The following is a 15,218-nucleotide window of genomic DNA, read 5'->3' as shown; positions in this document are numbered from 1 at the left end:
CCTAACAAGCTGGGCCGACTGTTCCGCAACCGATGGAGGGGATCATGGTACGGCATCGCTATCTCACACTCTGCTCTATGCTGGCCTCCGTTCCGCTGCAAGCGGCGGTACTCTCCCCCTGCAGCGACACCTGCCTGCTCGAAACGACGGGCAGCGACGCGAGCTGCGAGCTTTGGGAGACGTCGAGCCAAAGCTGGCTGGCGTTGCCGCCGACTGGTGGCGATGCCATGCACAATCTGGCCCGCGACTATACCAGATGGCTGCACGCTTGGATGATGCCCGCCGGGGGCGTCATGGCTACTCAGTTCACGGATGACACCCTGAGCGAGGTGCTGGCCTACAGCAGCCGGCGTGACTCGGCGATCTGGACGGGCACCTATCTGGCCTCCGAGGCGCTACGCTTCATGACGAACGAAGCGCCGGATGCCGCACGCTGGATGGACGAGACACTGCAGACGCTGCACCTTTGGTGGAATATTGCTGGCGACCCAGGCTACCTGGCCCGCTATGCGGCCCCCGCCGACAGCCCGGCGCCCATCCAGGCGATTCTCAGCGACAGCGAGGACGAAGTTCACCGTGACGTGCTCTACGAAGGTGAGCTGTGGCATTGGCGCGGCAACATCAGCCGGGACCAGTATCAGGGCGTCATGCTCGGCTACTCCTTCGCCTACGAGGCCACGCAGAGCCCGGCGCTGCGCGAGCTGATCCGTCAGGATGTGGTCGAATTCGTCGAGCAGCTGATGAACAGCGAGAGCCAGCCCGTGCGGCTCATCCTCGACGGCCGGGTGCTGAGCACCGAGGCCGAGATCCCATACGCCGTCTTCAGCCAGGCGGACGCGCCAGAAGGCGGACCCGCGCTGACCCTGACATTGAGCCCCTTCGATGCCGCGGGCGAGGGCATCCTCTTCTTCTCGCCCAATGCGGCCGAGCTGGCTCGCCAGGTCCCTGGCTTCGGCTCCTTCCCGAATATTTACCAGCCGACGCAAGCGATTCAGCTCGGCGCCATGTTCAATGTCGCGCTTCAGGTCACGGAGGGCATCCCGGACTATGCCGAGCGGCGCGCGGCGATCGCCCAGCACTACGCGCAGCACGCGGACGAATGGCTGGATATCGCCTCGGGCTGGCGCAACACCAACCGCTGCGACGATGGCTATTTCGGGCTGAACATCGGCTTCATGCCGCTCTACAGCTGGATCCGCCTGGAGCAAGACCCGGCGAGGAAGCTCAGACTGCAGCGCGAGGTGCTGCGCGACGCCATGTGGGAGGAAGTGAAGGATCACAAAAACGTCTTCTTCGCCTTCATCTACGCCTCTCAAGCCGCGGCGGAAGACGATGTGCAGTCGGTTGCCGATTTCCACGCGGATCAGCTCGCGCGCTTCCCCACCGCACCCAATCTGGCGCTGCCCCGTGACTTGACCGGCATCTACCCGGAGAGCGAGCAGTGCGAGGGTATCTCGGCGGTTGCGGTGAATGTCGACGAGCGCGTGCCAGCCTCCTTCACCTGGGAGCGGCAGCCCTGGAAGCTGGTCGACGCCGGCACCCCCAACCAGGCCTATGGCGGCGTGGACTATCTGATGGCCTACTGGATGGGGCGCCATTACGGCTTCATCGAGGATGACGCGCCCGGCACCTGCCTGCTCTGGCGGCGGAGTGAGTAGCCCGCTCGGGGACCAAGCTCCAGAGAGACCAATCCAATGAGCGCCGGCCTACAGCCAGAGGATCTCCCGCACTACAGCGTCGAGGACTACGTGCAGTGGAGCGGAGACTGGGAGCTAATCCACGGCATTCCCTATGCCATGAGCCCCGCGCCGACGAAGCTGCATCAGAAGCTGACGTTGGCGATCGGCAATCAACTGCTGAGCGAAAGCGCGGAGTGTCCGGATTGCGAGGTCTTGCTGGAGACCGACTGGGTGATCCGCGCCGACACCCTGCTGCGGCCAGACGTCGCAGTGGTCTGCGGTGACGACAATCCTAGGCATATCGCCAAGACGCCCGACATCGTCTGCGAGGTGCTCAGCCCCTCGACCGCGAGGCGCGATGAGGGACTAAAGCTGCGCGAGTACGAGGAGGCGGGCGTCCGCTACTACGTCCTTATCGATCCGGAGCAGCTCATGGCGAGAGTCTTTCAGCACAGTGGCAAGGGTTTTCAGGGGCCAGCCGAGTGTACGCGTGAGCACTTCCGCTTTGAGAAAAGCCGCTGCCCCCTCAGCCTGGACTTCGACGCGCTGTTCCGACCTTTTCGGTAATCCCCACGCACGCACTTGACGACGTCGCGGCTTAGGGTGGACGAGCCAGAGAGACTGTGAGAGTCATCCAAGCGCACCGCGAAGATCGCAGATTGCTGTAGGTTGGGCCGACGCAGGAGGCCAAACAATCAAAGCGTTAGGCTAGCCGCCATGTTGGGCTTCGTACCTCAGCCCAACCTACGCAGAATTTCTTCACAGTCTCCAGAGCGAAGTCCACCGAGCCCCGCTCCGAAGCCGGCGGACTGCGCTGCGCTTGCCCACCCCACGGGCTCAGCGCTTCTTTCTTGGCTTGCGCGATGCGGCGGTTGCCGTACGCCCAGCAGCGATTCCCGCCGGAACAATATTTGCTTTATAAACAAGCAGCTGGCTTCGAGCGCCGGGGCGCCGCGTGGGATGACTCCCCCACGGCTCCCGCAGGTCCGGACGTGCCCAATTCGGGCATCCGGCTCCTCGATCTAACACGCACTGCGTCACGTCGATGCTATGCACGACGCGCGCGGGCGGGAGTGGGCCGCGCGTGGCAAGACGGGCGAAGGCGGCCGCCGCGCGTCGTCTCCCCCGCTCGAAGGCCAGCGTTGGTCGACAAACCCACTCTGGTGGCGATCTGGGCGGCTGCTACTGCGGCGCCCGCACCGCATCGTTGGCGAGGAACGGCTGAGCCCTCCCAGGCTCCTGGGTGACCCTTGCGACCATGCCCTGCTCTCAGCCCCCAGTGGAGCGCTCAAGTCCGTTGGGTGCGCTGCGACCTCAGCTCCAGAGGTTGCTGAGCTCAAGCTTTAGAGCGTCGAAGGGTGCGACCGCAATGGCCTCGTTCCCCGAGGCCTTGGCAAGTAAACGCCATTCGCCGTTGTCCAGTGCATAGGCCTCCAGGGTGCACCGCTTGGGATCGACGAGCCAAGCATACGCCACACCATAGTGGGCGTAGATGGGCATCTTGACTTCACGGTCTTTGCTTTCGGTCGATGGTGAAAGGATCTCGCAGACCCAGTCCGGTACCACCTCGAAGCGGTGACCTTCCGGGATCTGCGGCATGCGTTCCTTACGCCAGCCTGCCAGGTCGGGTACGGCGACTTCGCGATCGGTGATGAAATGGATCTCTGGCTCCACAAGTATCCACCAGCCGCCCGGTCCGCCCCGACCACGCCCATAGCTGCCGACGAGATCGTACGTCAGCTCGCTCGCTGTCCGAGCGTGGGGTCCGGCTGGCCGCGGCTGTGTGTGCAACTGTCCGTTTAGGATCTCTCCGGTCAATCCCTCGGGCAGCGCTTCGAGCTGTTCGTAAAGCGTTTGCTTGTAGGCATGTTGCATGAGGTTTCCCCGAAACTCCGTCCTCCAAGCAGGGCGTAGACGGTTCGTTCTACCTGTCGAGGCCGACACTTTAGATCATAATCCGCTCGACCTCATCGAGGTTGACCTGGTCGTTGCGGAGAGATTCAGTGATCCCCGTGGCCCGAAAGGTATGGCAGCCGGCCGCCGTCCCAATCCCGGCGTCGAGGACGCGCCGACGGATCATTCGGTAGACCTCGTTCTGCTGCAGTGGTGGCTCGGTGAGCTCACCAGGCTTGCCAGGAGCGGTAGGGAAGAGGACCGCCTTGGGCTGGCTGCCTAGTCCGGTCACCTCCAGATCGCGCTCTAGCGAGGCTTCGAGGTTATGGTGGCAGGGCATTTCATGGCGCTTTCCACCTTCCTCATGCAATCTGACCCAGGTGCGCCGCCCCTGAATATCGACGTCCTAAACACGCATCAGCAATTCCCGCCGGAAACATATTTGCTTTATAAACACGCAACTGGCTTCGAGCTGAAAAAAGTCTTTCGTAAACTTTTGACGTGAAATCAATCTACTGCCATCGCTTTCCCAGGTTGCGAGGCAGGTATCGATGACTGCGCCCTTCTCACGTGAGCATCTCAGCGCGGCTGGACTCTTGCCCGAGGCGCGCCGGGTCGCTGCCAAGATTCCTGATGGTACCGGCAACGAGAGCGAAGTCCACCGAGCCCCGCTCCGAAGCCGGCGGACTGCGCTGCGCTCGTCCACCTTCGGGCTTACCGCTTCTTTCTTGGCTTGCGCGATGCGGCGGTTGGCGTGCGTCTAGGAGACGCCTTGACAGGCTTGCGCCGCCCCTCGGGCACGCCCCCCGTCCCGGCCGGCTGAAAGCTGGGCACTAGGTGCCGCTTTCCGTTCCCGATCAGATCGGCGCGCCCCATCTCGTTCAAGCGGCGGGTGGACGAGCCAAAGAGACTGTGAAGAAATTCTGCGTAGGTTGGGCTGAGGTACGAAGCCCAACATGGCGGCTAGCCTAACGCTTTGATTGTTGGGCCTCCTGCGTCGGCCCAACCTACACCAATCTGCGATCTTCGCGGTGCACTTGGATTACTGTCACAGTCTCCAAAGCGAAGTCCACCGAATCCCGCTCCGGAGCCGGTGGACTGCGCTGCGCTCGTCCACCCGGATCTAGCGACGCTTTCTTGGCTTGCGCGATGCGGCGGTTGGCGTGCGTCGAGAAGACGCCTTGACAGGCTTCCGCCGCCCCTCGGGCACGCCCCCCGTCCCGGCCGGCTGAAAGCTGGGCACTAGGTGCCGCTTTCCGTTCCCGATCAGATCGGCGCGCCCCATCTCGTTCAAGCGGCGGGTGGACGAGCCAAAGAGACCGTGAAGAAATTCTGCGTAGGTTGGGCTGAGGTACGAAGCCCAACATGGCGGCTAGCCTAACGCTTTGATTGTTGGGCCTCCTGCGTCGGCCCAACCTACACCAATCTGCGATCTTCGCGGTGCGCTTGGATGACTCTCACAGTCTCCAAAGCGAAGTCCACCGAATCCCGCTCCGGAGCCGGTGGACTGCGCTGCGATTGTCCACCCGGATCTAGCGACGCTTTCTTGGCTTGCGCGATGCGGCGGTTGGCGTGCGTCGAGAAGACGCCTTGACAGGCTTGCGCCGCCCCTCGGGCACGCCTCCGGTTCCGGCCGGCTGGAAGCTGGGCACCAGATGGCGCTTGCCGTTGCCGATGAGGTCGGCCCTGCCCATGTCCTTGAGCGCTTTGCGCAGCAGCGGCCAGTTCTCCGGATCATGGTAGCGCAGCAAGGCTTTCTGCAGCCGGCGCTGGCGCTGGCCGCGTACCACGGCGACGCGCTCGGACTGGCGCCTGACCTTCTTCAGCGGATTGAGCCCCGTGTGGTACATGGCGGAGGCGATGGCGAGCGGCGTCGGCAGGAAGGCCTGGACCTGGTCCAGCCGAAAGCCGTTGCGCTTGAGCCAGAGGGCGAGGTTGACCATGTCGGCGTCCGACGTGCCTGGGTGCGCGGAGATGAAGTAGGGGATGAGGTACTGCTCCTTGCCGGCCTCCTTGGAGTACTTGTCGAACAGGGCCTTGAAGCGGTCGTAGGCGCCGATGCCGGGCTTCATCATCTTGCTGAGCGGCCCGGCTTCCGTGTGCTCGGGCGCGATCTTGAGATAACCGCCGACATGGTAGGTCACCAGCTCGCGGATGTAGGCGGGCGAGCGCACCGCCAAGTCGTAGCGCAGCCCGGAGGCGATCAAGATGCGCTTGATGCCCGGCACGGCGCGCGCCTTGCGGTAAAGCCGAATCAGCGGACCATGGTCCGTATTGAGATTGCGGCAGATGTCCGGGTAGACGCAGGAGAGCTTGCGGCAGGCGGCCTCGATGCGGCGATCCTTGCAGGCCAGGCGCCACATGTTGGCGGTGGGCCCACCCAGGTCTGAGATGGTGCCGGTGAAGCCGGGGGCGCGGTCGCGCACGTCGCCGATCTCGCGCAGGATGGACGCCTCCGAGCGATTCTGGATGATGCGCCCCTCGTGCTCTGTGATGGAGCAGAAGGTGCAGCCGCCGAAGCAGCCGCGCATGATGCTGATGGAGTGGCGGATCATCTCCCAGGCCGGCAGCCGAGCGCCTTCGTAGCGCGAGTGCGGCTTGCGGGTGAAGGGCAGCTCGTAGATCTGATCCAGCTCCTCGCTGGTCAGCGGGATGGGCGGCGGATTGAGCCAGACGTCGCGGTCGCCGTGCGCCTGGACCAGGGCGCGGGCATTGCCGGGATTGGTCTCCAGGTGAAAGACGCGCGAGGCGTGCGCGTAGAGGACGGGGTCAGCCCGGACCTGCTCATACGACGGCAGCCGCACCACGGTCGTCGCCCGGTCGCTCCTGCGCGGCGGCCCGTGCAGGGTGGAGGTCTCGGGCCTGTCGTCGCAGGCGGGGTCCGGCTCGTAGGGGTCGTTGTACCGCGTCAGCGGACCGGGCGCGTCGATCTGGCTGGAATCCATCAGGGTCCAGCCCTCGGGCAGATCGCGGCGCAGGAAGGCGGTGCCGCGCAGGTCGCGGATCTCCCGGATCGGATCTCCGCGCGCCAGCCGATGGGCGACTTCGACCACCGCGCGCTCGGCATTACCAAAGATCAGCAGGTCCGCCTTGGAGTCCATGAGGGCCGAGCGCCTTACCTTCTCGGACCAGTAGTCGAAGTGCCCGATGCGCCTCAGGCTTGCCTCGATCCCGCCGATGACGACCGGCACGCCCTTGTAGGCCTCCCGCGCGCGCTGGGCGTAGACGGTCACCGAGCGGTCGGGGCGGCGCCCGGCCTCGGCATTCGGGGTGTAGGCGTCGTCCGAGCGCAAGCGGCGGTCGGCCGTGTAGCGGTTGACCATGGAATCCATGTTCCCCGCCGTAATGCCGAAAAAGAGGTTGGGCCGCCCGAGACGCCGGAAGTCCTCGGCGGAGGTCCAGTCCGGCTGATCGAGGATGCCGACCCGGAACCCGTGCGCCTCCAGCAAACGCCCGATGACGGCCATGCCGAACGAGGGGTGATCGACATAGGCGTCGCCCGTGACGATGATGACGTCGCAGCTATCCCAGCCGAGCAGGTCCATCTCGGCGCGCGAGATCGGCAGCTCGGGCGCTGGGCCGAGCTTGTGCGCCCAATGCTTGCGGTAAGAGAAGAGATCGGGCACGGCGCTCATAGCTGCTGTGATACCAGGTTCACCCTTTTCGGATCGGCCGAAACGGATCGGTGGATTTGACCGGCGGGAAGGTCGAGAATGCAGCCCCTAGGCTGGGAGCCGACGAACAGACGTCGGCGTCACATACTAATGTACAACGACCCGACGGTCAGCAGACCGTCGAGCTGATGTTTCGGGGAGAGCTGTAGTGGATCTGGCGACCTTGCTCGGGCTGATCGGCGCTGTTGGCGTCATCGTGGGCGCGATCGCGCTCGGCGGCGACGTCATGCTCTTCATCAACGTGCCGTCCCTGGTCATCGTCATCGGCGGCACCGCCTTCGCCGTCCTCTTCCGCAGCACGCTCGGCCAGTTCCTCGGCAGCTTCAAGGTCGCCTTGGGGGCCTTCTTCGCCAAGACCACACCGCCGCAGAAGCTCATCGAAGAGGCGGTCGACCTGGCCAATGTGGCGCGCCGCGAGGGCCTGCTCGCGCTCGAGGGCAAGGAGATCTCCCACCCCTTCTTGGAAACTGGCATCAGCCTCTGTATCGACGGCCACCCGCCGGAGGTCGTCTCCAAGGTGCTGAGCAAGGACATCAACCTCACCATCCAGCGCCAAGAGGCCGGCTACAACGTCTTCAAGGCGACCGGCGACGTCGCGCCCGCCATGGGCATGATCGGCACCCTCATCGGGCTGGTGCAGATGCTCGCCAACATGGACGACCCCAAAAGCATCGGCCCCGCCATGGCCGTGGCCTTGCTGACGACGCTCTACGGCGCGGTCATCGCCAACGCCTTCGCAATTCCCATCGCCGAGAAGCTCAAGCTGCGGAGCGCCGAGGAGAAGCTCAACAAGACCCTGATTCTGGAGTCGATCTCCGGCATCCAGGAGGGCCTGAACCCGCGCGTCTTGGAGCAGCTGCTCATGACCTACTTGCCCGAGAGCCAGCGCACGAGCAAGGACAAAGACTGACCCCAATCATCGCGCGCCGCCAATAGGGTGTAGAGATGGAAGAGACCGAATGCGATCAGCAAGAGTGTCCGGAGGGAGCGCCCGCATGGGTCATGACCTTCGCCGATCTCATGTCCTTGATGATGTGCTTCTTCGTGCTGCTGCTGTCCTTCTCGGAGATGGACGTGCTCAAGTACAAGCAGGTCGCGGGCTCCATGAAGTTCGCCTTCGGCGTCCAGCGCGACGTCAAGGTGTCCGACATCCCGGCAGGCACCAGCATCATCACCCAAGAGTTCTCCCCCGCCCAGCCCGAGCCGACGCTGATCAATCAGATCACGCAGGAGACCATCGACGAGATGCGCGACTTCCTCAAGATCGAGGAGACCATCGCCGATGCGGAGGAGAAGGCCGAAGAGCTTCGCGAGGCGCTCAAGGAAGAGATCGAGCAAGGCCTGCTCGAGATCAGCACCATCGACGATCAGGTCGTCATCCGCATCCGCGAGAAGGGCTCTTTCGAATCGGCATCGGACGCGATCAGCGCGGAGTTTCGCGACATGCTGGTCAAGATCGGCGATGCGCTCAACCGCGTCGATGGCAAGATCATCGTCGCCGGGCATACCGACGACATCCCGATCGAGACCTATGAGTTCCCCTCCAACTGGGTGCTCTCGGCGGCGCGCGCGGCGGCGGTTGCGCACACCATGACCGAGATCGGCGCCGTGGATCCCAACCGCATCGAGATCCGGGCCTACGGCGATAACCAGCCGCTGGAGTCCAACGACACCGCCGAGGGCCGCGCGGCCAATCGGCGCGTCGAGATCATCGTTCTCAGCGACCGCGATACCGAGACCATGATCCAGGACCTCACCCAGACGCTCGACGAGCAAGCAGCGAAGGCCCAGCCCGATGAGTAAGGCATCCGAGCAAAGCGCACAGGACCAGGAAAGACGCAGGTACTTCCGGATCGAGGACGAAGTCGGACTCTCGGTGGTGCCCATCGCCGCGGCGGACGAGGCCGCGGCAATCTCAGGCTTCGACGACGAGGGAAGTCACGCCAGTCTCATGAACGAGCTGCGCGCCCTGCGCGATACGCATCTCCCGCAGCGGCGCAGTCTGGAGTACAAATTCCCCACGGTTGCGGCCTACATGCGCATGGTCGAGAAGCAGATCGATCTGCTGGCGGCCTCGGTTGGCGACGGGGACGGCTACGCCTCGGCGCCGGACACGCGCGTCAACCTGAGCGCTCAGGGTCTGAGCTATGAAGCCAGGGAGACCTTTGAGCTGGGGTCGCTCGTAGAGGTTCGGCTCACGCTCTTCCCGGATCGATGCGGCATCAAGACGCTCGGGCGCATCGTGCGCTGCGAGCGTGGAGCGGGCTGCGAATCCACCGCCGTGGAGTTCACGCAGATCCGCGACGCCGATCGCGAGGCCATCATCCGGCACGTTCACATGCTTCAACGGCTGCGCCTTCAGGCAAGCTCAGAGAGCGCATTCGACTAGCGGCCAGCGGCCAGCGGCCAGCGGCCAGCGGCCAGCGGCCAGCGGCCAGGATTCTAGCCAGCCATCGAGGACGCCGCGCAATCGGAGCCGTCAGCCCCTCGCATGGCATAGCGTTGCCGGCGCCTGATGACTGATTCCGGCACCAATGACAAGAAGCGTCTTTGTCTTTCTTTGCGCCCTTTGCGCCCTTTGCGGCTCCAATTGGGGTGGCTACCTTCCCTTACATCGCGTTGACACGCCGCTCCGCACCCGGCCATTCCGAGCAGGGCGCACGCCGGTGATACTCGCGAGCCTCGATCGGCCGACCGCCGAAGAGCTGACCGTTCAGCCGAGCGATCAAGGCCAATCCATCCGCACGGCTAGCCGCCCGGGCGACGAAGTAGTGATAGTTGCGGTTGTCTTTGTCGCGCCCCTCGTAGCAATGGTAATCCGGCTTGAGCGCGACGCCTTCCAAGAAGCCCGTCAGCTCGACAATCGTCGCCTGGCCAGGCAGGTTCCCAATGAATATCTCCATCCGCCAGCTCCTCATGATCTCTACCAACCGCAGCACTGCCGGCAATTAGAGACGGGGAGAAACGGCGAAAACTTGACGTACTACAGGTTATGACGACAAGGTCTGGCGATCTCAGGGATCCTGTTGCGCATCTGTGAACTGGAGCAGCCAAGCGCCCCGGCCGGCCTAGGTCGCTTCGACCGACGCGCGCTCTACCTTAGCCGCCGCAGGCTTCATCCGTCCGCGAATCAGCACGAAGAACAGCGGCACGAAGAGCACGCCGAGCATGCTCGCCGCAACCACGCCGCCGAGCACGCCGGTGCCGATGGCGTTCCGCCCGCCCGAGCCTGCCCCCGTGCCGATGGCGAGCGGCAGCACGCCGAAGCCGAAGGCGAGCGAGGTCATGACGATGGGGCGAATTCGCATGCGCGCCGCCTCCAGCGCCGCGGACACCGCGTCCTTGCCCTGCTCCTGCAGCGTCTTGGCGAACTCGACGATGAGGATGGCATTCTTGGCCGAGAGGCCGATGGTCGCCAGCAGCCCCACCTGGAAGTAGATGTCGCTCGGCAGCCCAACCGCGCTCGCGGCGACCACCGCGCCCAAGACACCCAGGGGCACCACCAGCATGACCGAGAAGGGCACGGACCAGCTCTCATAGAGCGCCGCCAGCGCCAGGAAGACCACCAGCGCTGAGAGCGCATAGAGCGCCGGGGCCTGGGCGCCCGCCGCCCGCTCCTCGTAGGAGAGCCCGGTCCACTCCAGGCCGAAGCCCTTGGGCAGCTTGGAGGCGAGCTCCTGGACCAGGTTCATGGCCTCGCCCGAGCTCACGCCAGGCGCCGCCTGACCGAGGATCTCCGACGACGGCAGGCCGTTGTAGCGCTCCAGGCGCGGCGAGCCGAAGGTCCAGCCCCCCGAGGCGAAGGCCGAGAAAGGCACCATGTCGCCATCCCCGTTGCGCACGTACCAGTCGTCCAGGTCCTCGGGGAGCATGCGGTAGGGTGCGTCGGCCTGCATGTAGACCTTCTTCACGCGGCCCTCGTGGACGAAGTCGTCGACATAGGCGCTGCCCCAGCCGACCGACAGGGTCTGGTTGATGTTGTCGAGCGAAAGGCCGAGCGCACCCGCCTTGGTCCGGTCGACCTCGACCTGGAATTGCGGCTCATCCTCGCGGCCGTTGGGGCGGACGCCGACGAGCTTGGGATGCTGCATCGCCATGCCGAGCAGCTGCCCGCGCGCCTCCATCAGCGCCTCGTGCCCGAGCCCCGCGCGGTCCTGCAGCTGAACGTCCCAGCCGGAGGCCGTGCCCAGCTCGATGACCGCAGGCGGCGCGAAGGCGAAGACGCGGGCATCACGGATCTGGGACAAGGCTCCCATGGCACGGCCCGCGATGGCCTGGACCCTCAGATCCGGGCGATCGCGCAGGTCCCAGTCCTTTAGGCGCACGAAGCCGATCGCCATGTTCTGGCCCTGCCCGGCGAAGCTGAAGCCGGCGACCGTGATCAGCTCCTGAACGGTCTCCTGCTCGTTCTCGCGAAAGTAGCCCTCGACCTGCTCCAGCACCTGGATGGTGCGCTCGCGGGTCGCGCCCGAGGGCAGCATGACCTGGAGGATGAGAATGCCCTGGTCCTCTTCCGGCAGAAAGGAGGTCGGCATGCGCTCGTGCAGGCCCCACATGACGGCCGCCAAGATCAGATAGACGCCGACGAAGCGCCAGCGCCGCTTGAGGATGCCGCCCACGCCCTTCTCGTAGAGATCCACCGAGCGCGCGAAGTTGCGGTTGAACCAGCCGAAGAAGCCGCGCCGCGGGCCGTGCGGGATGGGCTTGAGCAGGGTCGCGGTCAGGGCGGGGCTCAGGGTCAGCGCGACCACCACGGACAGCAGCATGGCCGAGACGATGGTGATGGAGAACTGGCGATAGATGACCCCGGTCGAGCCGCCGAAGAAGGCCATGGGGACGAACACGGCGGAGAGCACCAGGGCGATGCCGACCAGGGCGCTGGTGATCTGGTCCATGGAGCGACGCGTCGCCTCCTTGGGCGGCAGCTGCTCCTCGCGCATCACGCGCTCGACGTTCTCCACCACCACGATGGCGTCGTCCACCAGCAGGCCGATGGCCAGCACCATGGCGAAGAGCGTCAGGGTATTGATGGAGAAGCCGAAGGCCGCCAGCACGCCGAAGGTGCCCAGCAGGACGACCGGGACGGCGATGGCCGGGATGAGCGTCGCCCGGAAGTTCTGCAGGAAGAGGTACATCACCAAGAAGACCAGGATGACCGCCTCGATCAGGGTCTTGATCACCTCCTTGATGGAGATGCTCACGAAGGGCGTGGTGTCATAGGGATAGACGGCCTCCATTCCCGGCGGGAAGAAAGCGGACAGCTCCGTCACCTTCTTCTTGACGGCCTCCGCCGTTTCCAGGGCATTGGCGCCCGTCGCGAGCCGAATGGCCATGCCGGCGGCAGGCTTGCCATTGTGCCTGGCCGTCTTGGTATAGCTCTCGCTGCCCAGCTCGATGCGCGCCACGTCGCGCAGCAGCACGGTGGAGCCATCGGCCTCGGTGCGCAGACGGATGGCGCCGAACGCATCCGGCGTATTCAGGCGGCTCTGGACATTCACCGTCGCGGTCAGACGCTGCCCTTGGACGGCCGGAATCGCCCCGAGCTGGCCGGCCGAGACCTGGGCATTCTCGGCCTCGATCGCCGCCATCACGTCCGCCGGGCTCAGCCCGTACTGGTTGAGCCGGTTCGGGTCCAGCCAGATCCGCATCGCATACTGGGCCTCGAACAGGGTGATCTCGCCGACGCCCGGCACCCGGCTCAGGGGGTCCTTCACCAGGCTCGCGGCATAGTCGCCCAGGTCGGCGCTGCCCAGGCTGCCGTCGCGCGAGACGAAGGCGACGACCATGAGGAAGTTCCTCACGGACTTGGCGACCTGAAGCCCCTGCTGCTGGACCGCCGAGGGCAGGACGGCGGTGGCGAGCTGCAGCTTGTTCTGCACCTGCATCTGCGCGACGTCGGGGTCCACGCCGTTGTTGAAGGTCAGCGTCACCGTGGCGACGCCGTTCGACTCGCTGGTCGACGACATATATCTCAGCCCATCCAGCCCGTTCATCTGCTGCTCGATGACCTGCGTCACCGAGTCCTGCACGGTCTGGGCGGAGGCGCCCGGATAGGTCGCCGTGATCGAGATCGCCGGCGGCGCGATGCTCGGGTACTGGGACACCGGCAGCGACAGGATGGAGAGGACGCCCGCCAGCATGATGACGATGGCGATCACCCAGGCGAAGACGGGACGGTCGATGAAGAAACGGGCCATGGATGAGGGTCCTCGGGTCCTATGGGTGGGTCCGGTGCGAACGCGCGCACCGAGCGCGAGAATCGATCGATCAGACGCTGCCAGCCACCAGCGGCCAGCCTAGCGCTTTGGTTTGGAGCTGCGCTCAGTCGTTCTACCTGGATTCGGCAATTCGAGCCTCAGAGCAAAGGCGCAAAAGACACCAGGTAAAACAAAGGGTTGCTCAATACATCCATGTCACCCCCTTGGGCATCGATCATCGATTCGGCCAGTGGTCTCCCGTCGGGTGGACGAGCGCAGCGCAGTCCACCAACGCCGGCGCGGGATTCGGTGGACTTCGCTCTCGCTCGTCCACCCTACCGGCCTGCTCGATCTAGGATTCAGGATCGCGTAGCGTCTGCCTCCTTGCTCGGGCACGAGCTTCGTGGGAGCGCAGCCCCGGCGCGACGAGGCATGCTCCGACCACGCCAATCGCGGCGAGGCGCCGCTCCCACGGATCGCGCGCTCTTCGTGCGCTTTGCGGTCCAAGGGCTCTTTTCAGGATCAAGGGCTGGTCGAGGCGACTGCCTCCGCGAGCTTCTCGCTCAGGTCGACGCCCTTCGCCTTGGCCCCGGCACGCACCTTTTGCGTGCCCTCGACGATCAAGCGGTCGCCCGGGGCCAGACCCGAGTCGATCAGCCACTGATCGCCCATGGCGCGATCCGTCTTCAAGGTGCGCTGCTCGACCTCTCCCGATTCGGTCAGGACCAAGGCCGTGGGGTTGCCGCGACGGTCGCGCTGAACGCCCTGCTGGGGCACCAGGATGGCGTCCGGCCGGATGCCCTCCTCCACGCTGGCACGCACGAACATGCCGGGCAGCAAGACATGATCCGGATTGGGGAAGCTCGCGCGCAGGGTGACCGCACCCGTGCCCTGGTCGACCGTAACTTCGGAGAATTCCAGACGCCCCTCCAAGGGATAGCGCGTGCCGTCTTCCAGCGTCAGGGTCACCTTGGGCTGATCGCCGTCGGGCCGCTTCAGGCGACCGTCCTCCAGGGCGCGACGCAGGCGCAGGAGCTGAGCGCTCGACTGCGTCAGGTCGACATAGATGGGATCGAGCTGCTGCACCGTGGCCAGCGCCAGCTCTTGGTTGGCGGTCACCAGGGCGCCCTGGGTCACGGTGGAGCGCCCGATTCGCCCGGCGATGGGCGAGGTCACGCGCGTGTACTCCAGGTCGATGCGCGCCGTGGCCAGGTCGGCCTCGTCGACCGCGACGCTCGCGGCCGCCTCCTTGAGCGCGGCCTCGGCGTCGTCGTGATCTTCCTGACTGACGGCATTCGCCTTGACCAGGCCGGCATAGCGCTCGGCCTTGAGCCGGGCGCGCTCCAGGGTCGCCTTGGAGCGCGCCAGCGCGGCCTTGGCGCTGTCGTAGGTCGCTTGGTAGACCGCCGGATCGATCTGGTAGAGCACCTGACCGATGGAGATCTGCCCGCCCTCTTTGAAGAGACGCTCCTGGATGATGCCGCCGACCTGGGGCCGAACCTCCGCGATGCGGTAGGGCGTCGTGCGGCCGGGAAGCTCCGTCGACAGGGTCGCTGGACGGGTCCGGACGGTCACCGTGCCCACTTCAGGAGTCGCCGCACCACCACCGCCCGGCCCGGCGGCCTGGTCCGGCGCGCCGCAGCCCGTCAGGAGCAATGCAGCGGTCAGCGGGAAGAGCGCGGCCGTCAATGGCCGCCGAGCGTCGGCAATCATGATCACCTCGGGCTGGAAAAACAGCGACTGAACGTTCATTCTAGAATGAATGTTCAATCTAG

General features: G+C 65.2%; 12 protein-coding genes and 1 pseudogene. 5 read left to right on the top strand and 8 right to left on the bottom strand.

Features of this window, described 5'->3' with window-relative positions; translation table 11 throughout:
- Positions 1–44 precede the first annotated feature (44 nt).
- Both G3446_RS04130 and G3446_RS04125 read left to right on the top strand, forming a co-directional pair.
- A complete protein-coding gene (locus tag G3446_RS04130; RefSeq protein ID WP_164451144.1) occupies positions 45–1,658 on the top strand; it encodes a hypothetical protein in 1,614 nt (537 codons plus the stop codon).
- Between the two features lie 36 nt (positions 1,659–1,694).
- Positions 1,695–2,246, top strand: coding sequence for a Uma2 family endonuclease (locus G3446_RS04125; RefSeq protein ID WP_164451143.1), 552 nt, complete (start codon positions 1,695–1,697; stop codon positions 2,244–2,246).
- Between the two features lie 747 nt (positions 2,247–2,993).
- Here the strand turns inward: G3446_RS04125 and G3446_RS04120 are convergent.
- The 5 genes and pseudogenes from G3446_RS04120 to G3446_RS04100 all read right to left on the bottom strand — a co-directional run bounded on the left by G3446_RS04120 (position 2,994) and on the right by G3446_RS04100 (position 7,207).
- Complete coding sequence (locus G3446_RS04120) at positions 2,994–3,554, bottom strand: Uma2 family endonuclease (protein ID WP_164451142.1); 561 nt, start codon at positions 3,552–3,554, stop codon at positions 2,994–2,996.
- Positions 3,555–3,624: 70 nt separating this feature from the next.
- On the bottom strand, positions 3,625–3,912 hold the full coding sequence (locus G3446_RS04115; RefSeq protein WP_164451141.1) for a site-specific integrase: 288 nt from the start codon (positions 3,910–3,912) through the stop codon (positions 3,625–3,627).
- A gap of 374 nt (positions 3,913–4,286) precedes the next feature.
- Positions 4,287–4,457 (bottom strand): annotated as a pseudogene (locus G3446_RS29100) (DUF3362 domain-containing protein); the annotation flags it as partial.
- A gap of 238 nt (positions 4,458–4,695) precedes the next feature.
- Positions 4,696–4,857, bottom strand: coding sequence for a DUF3362 domain-containing protein (locus G3446_RS29095; RefSeq protein WP_425338379.1), 162 nt, complete (start codon positions 4,855–4,857; stop codon positions 4,696–4,698).
- Positions 4,858–5,104: 247 nt separating this feature from the next.
- Positions 5,105–7,207, bottom strand: coding sequence for a YgiQ family radical SAM protein (locus tag G3446_RS04100; protein WP_164451138.1), 2,103 nt, complete (start codon positions 7,205–7,207; stop codon positions 5,105–5,107).
- Between the two features lie 187 nt (positions 7,208–7,394).
- Between G3446_RS04100 and pomA the strand changes: the two genes are divergently transcribed.
- The 3 genes from pomA to G3446_RS04085 are packed head-to-tail and all read left to right on the top strand — an operon-like array spanning position 7,395 to position 9,635.
- Positions 7,395–8,156, top strand: a complete 762-nt coding sequence (gene pomA, locus G3446_RS04095) for a flagellar motor protein PomA (protein WP_164451137.1) — start codon at positions 7,395–7,397, stop codon at positions 8,154–8,156.
- Between the two features lie 35 nt (positions 8,157–8,191).
- The gene (tssL, locus tag G3446_RS04090; RefSeq protein ID WP_164451136.1) at positions 8,192–9,049 is read left to right on the top strand and encodes a type VI secretion system protein TssL, long form; all 858 of its coding nucleotides are present in this window, start codon (positions 8,192–8,194) and stop codon (positions 9,047–9,049) included.
- Positions 9,042–9,635 carry a PilZ domain-containing protein gene (locus G3446_RS04085; RefSeq protein WP_164451135.1) on the top strand — a complete coding sequence of 198 codons (594 nt, stop codon included), beginning with the start codon at positions 9,042–9,044 and terminating at the stop codon, positions 9,633–9,635. Before tssL ends, G3446_RS04085 begins: the two co-directional genes overlap by 8 nt.
- Positions 9,636–9,855: 220 nt before the next feature.
- Here the strand turns inward: G3446_RS04085 and G3446_RS04080 are convergent, their stop codons facing one another.
- From G3446_RS04080 to G3446_RS04070, 3 genes are all read right to left on the bottom strand, one after another.
- Positions 9,856–10,149, bottom strand: coding sequence for an RNA-binding protein (locus G3446_RS04080; RefSeq protein ID WP_164451134.1), 294 nt, complete (start codon positions 10,147–10,149; stop codon positions 9,856–9,858).
- A gap of 165 nt (positions 10,150–10,314) precedes the next feature.
- Positions 10,315–13,443, bottom strand: coding sequence for an efflux RND transporter permease subunit (locus G3446_RS04075; protein ID WP_164451133.1), 3,129 nt, complete (start codon positions 13,441–13,443; stop codon positions 10,315–10,317).
- A 522-nt stretch (positions 13,444–13,965) separates the two neighbouring features.
- Positions 13,966–15,156 carry an efflux RND transporter periplasmic adaptor subunit gene (locus G3446_RS04070; RefSeq protein WP_164451132.1) on the bottom strand — a complete coding sequence of 397 codons (1,191 nt, stop codon included), beginning with the start codon at positions 15,154–15,156 and terminating at the stop codon, positions 13,966–13,968.
- Positions 15,157–15,218 lie beyond the last annotated feature (62 nt).

The sequence above is a fragment of the Thiorhodococcus minor genome (genome assembly GCF_010820565.1).
In the GTDB taxonomy this organism is placed as follows: Bacteria; Pseudomonadota; Gammaproteobacteria; order Chromatiales; family Chromatiaceae; genus Thiorhodococcus; species Thiorhodococcus minor.
The sequence above is the reverse complement of the archived record's forward strand: the minus strand, read 5'-3'. Positions and strand labels throughout refer to the sequence as shown.

What these genes read in the sequence shown, in the direction of transcription:
- G3446_RS04115 (WP_164451141.1), bottom strand. Translation starts at nt 3,912, where the DNA reads ATGCCCTGCCACCATAACCTCGAAGCCTCGCTAGAGCGCGATCTGGAG.
- G3446_RS29095 (WP_425338379.1), bottom strand. Translation starts at nt 4,857, where the DNA reads ATGGGGCGCGCCGATCTGATCGGGAACGGAAAGCGGCACCTAGTGCCC.
- G3446_RS04075 (WP_164451133.1), bottom strand. Translation starts at nt 13,443, where the DNA reads ATGGCCCGTTTCTTCATCGACCGTCCCGTCTTCGCCTGGGTGATCGCC.
- G3446_RS04080 (WP_164451134.1), bottom strand. Translation starts at nt 10,149, where the DNA reads ATGGAGATATTCATTGGGAACCTGCCTGGCCAGGCGACGATTGTCGAG.
- G3446_RS04085 (WP_164451135.1), top strand. Translation starts at nt 9,042, where the DNA reads ATGAGTAAGGCATCCGAGCAAAGCGCACAGGACCAGGAAAGACGCAGG.
- G3446_RS04100 (WP_164451138.1), bottom strand. Translation starts at nt 7,207, where the DNA reads ATGAGCGCCGTGCCCGATCTCTTCTCTTACCGCAAGCATTGGGCGCAC.
- tssL (WP_164451136.1), top strand. Translation starts at nt 8,192, where the DNA reads ATGGAAGAGACCGAATGCGATCAGCAAGAGTGTCCGGAGGGAGCGCCC.
- G3446_RS04125 (WP_164451143.1), top strand. Translation starts at nt 1,695, where the DNA reads ATGAGCGCCGGCCTACAGCCAGAGGATCTCCCGCACTACAGCGTCGAG.
- G3446_RS04070 (WP_164451132.1), bottom strand. Translation starts at nt 15,156, where the DNA reads ATGATTGCCGACGCTCGGCGGCCATTGACGGCCGCGCTCTTCCCGCTG.
- G3446_RS04130 (WP_164451144.1), top strand. Translation starts at nt 45, where the DNA reads ATGGTACGGCATCGCTATCTCACACTCTGCTCTATGCTGGCCTCCGTT.
- G3446_RS04120 (WP_164451142.1), bottom strand. Translation starts at nt 3,554, where the DNA reads ATGCAACATGCCTACAAGCAAACGCTTTACGAACAGCTCGAAGCGCTG.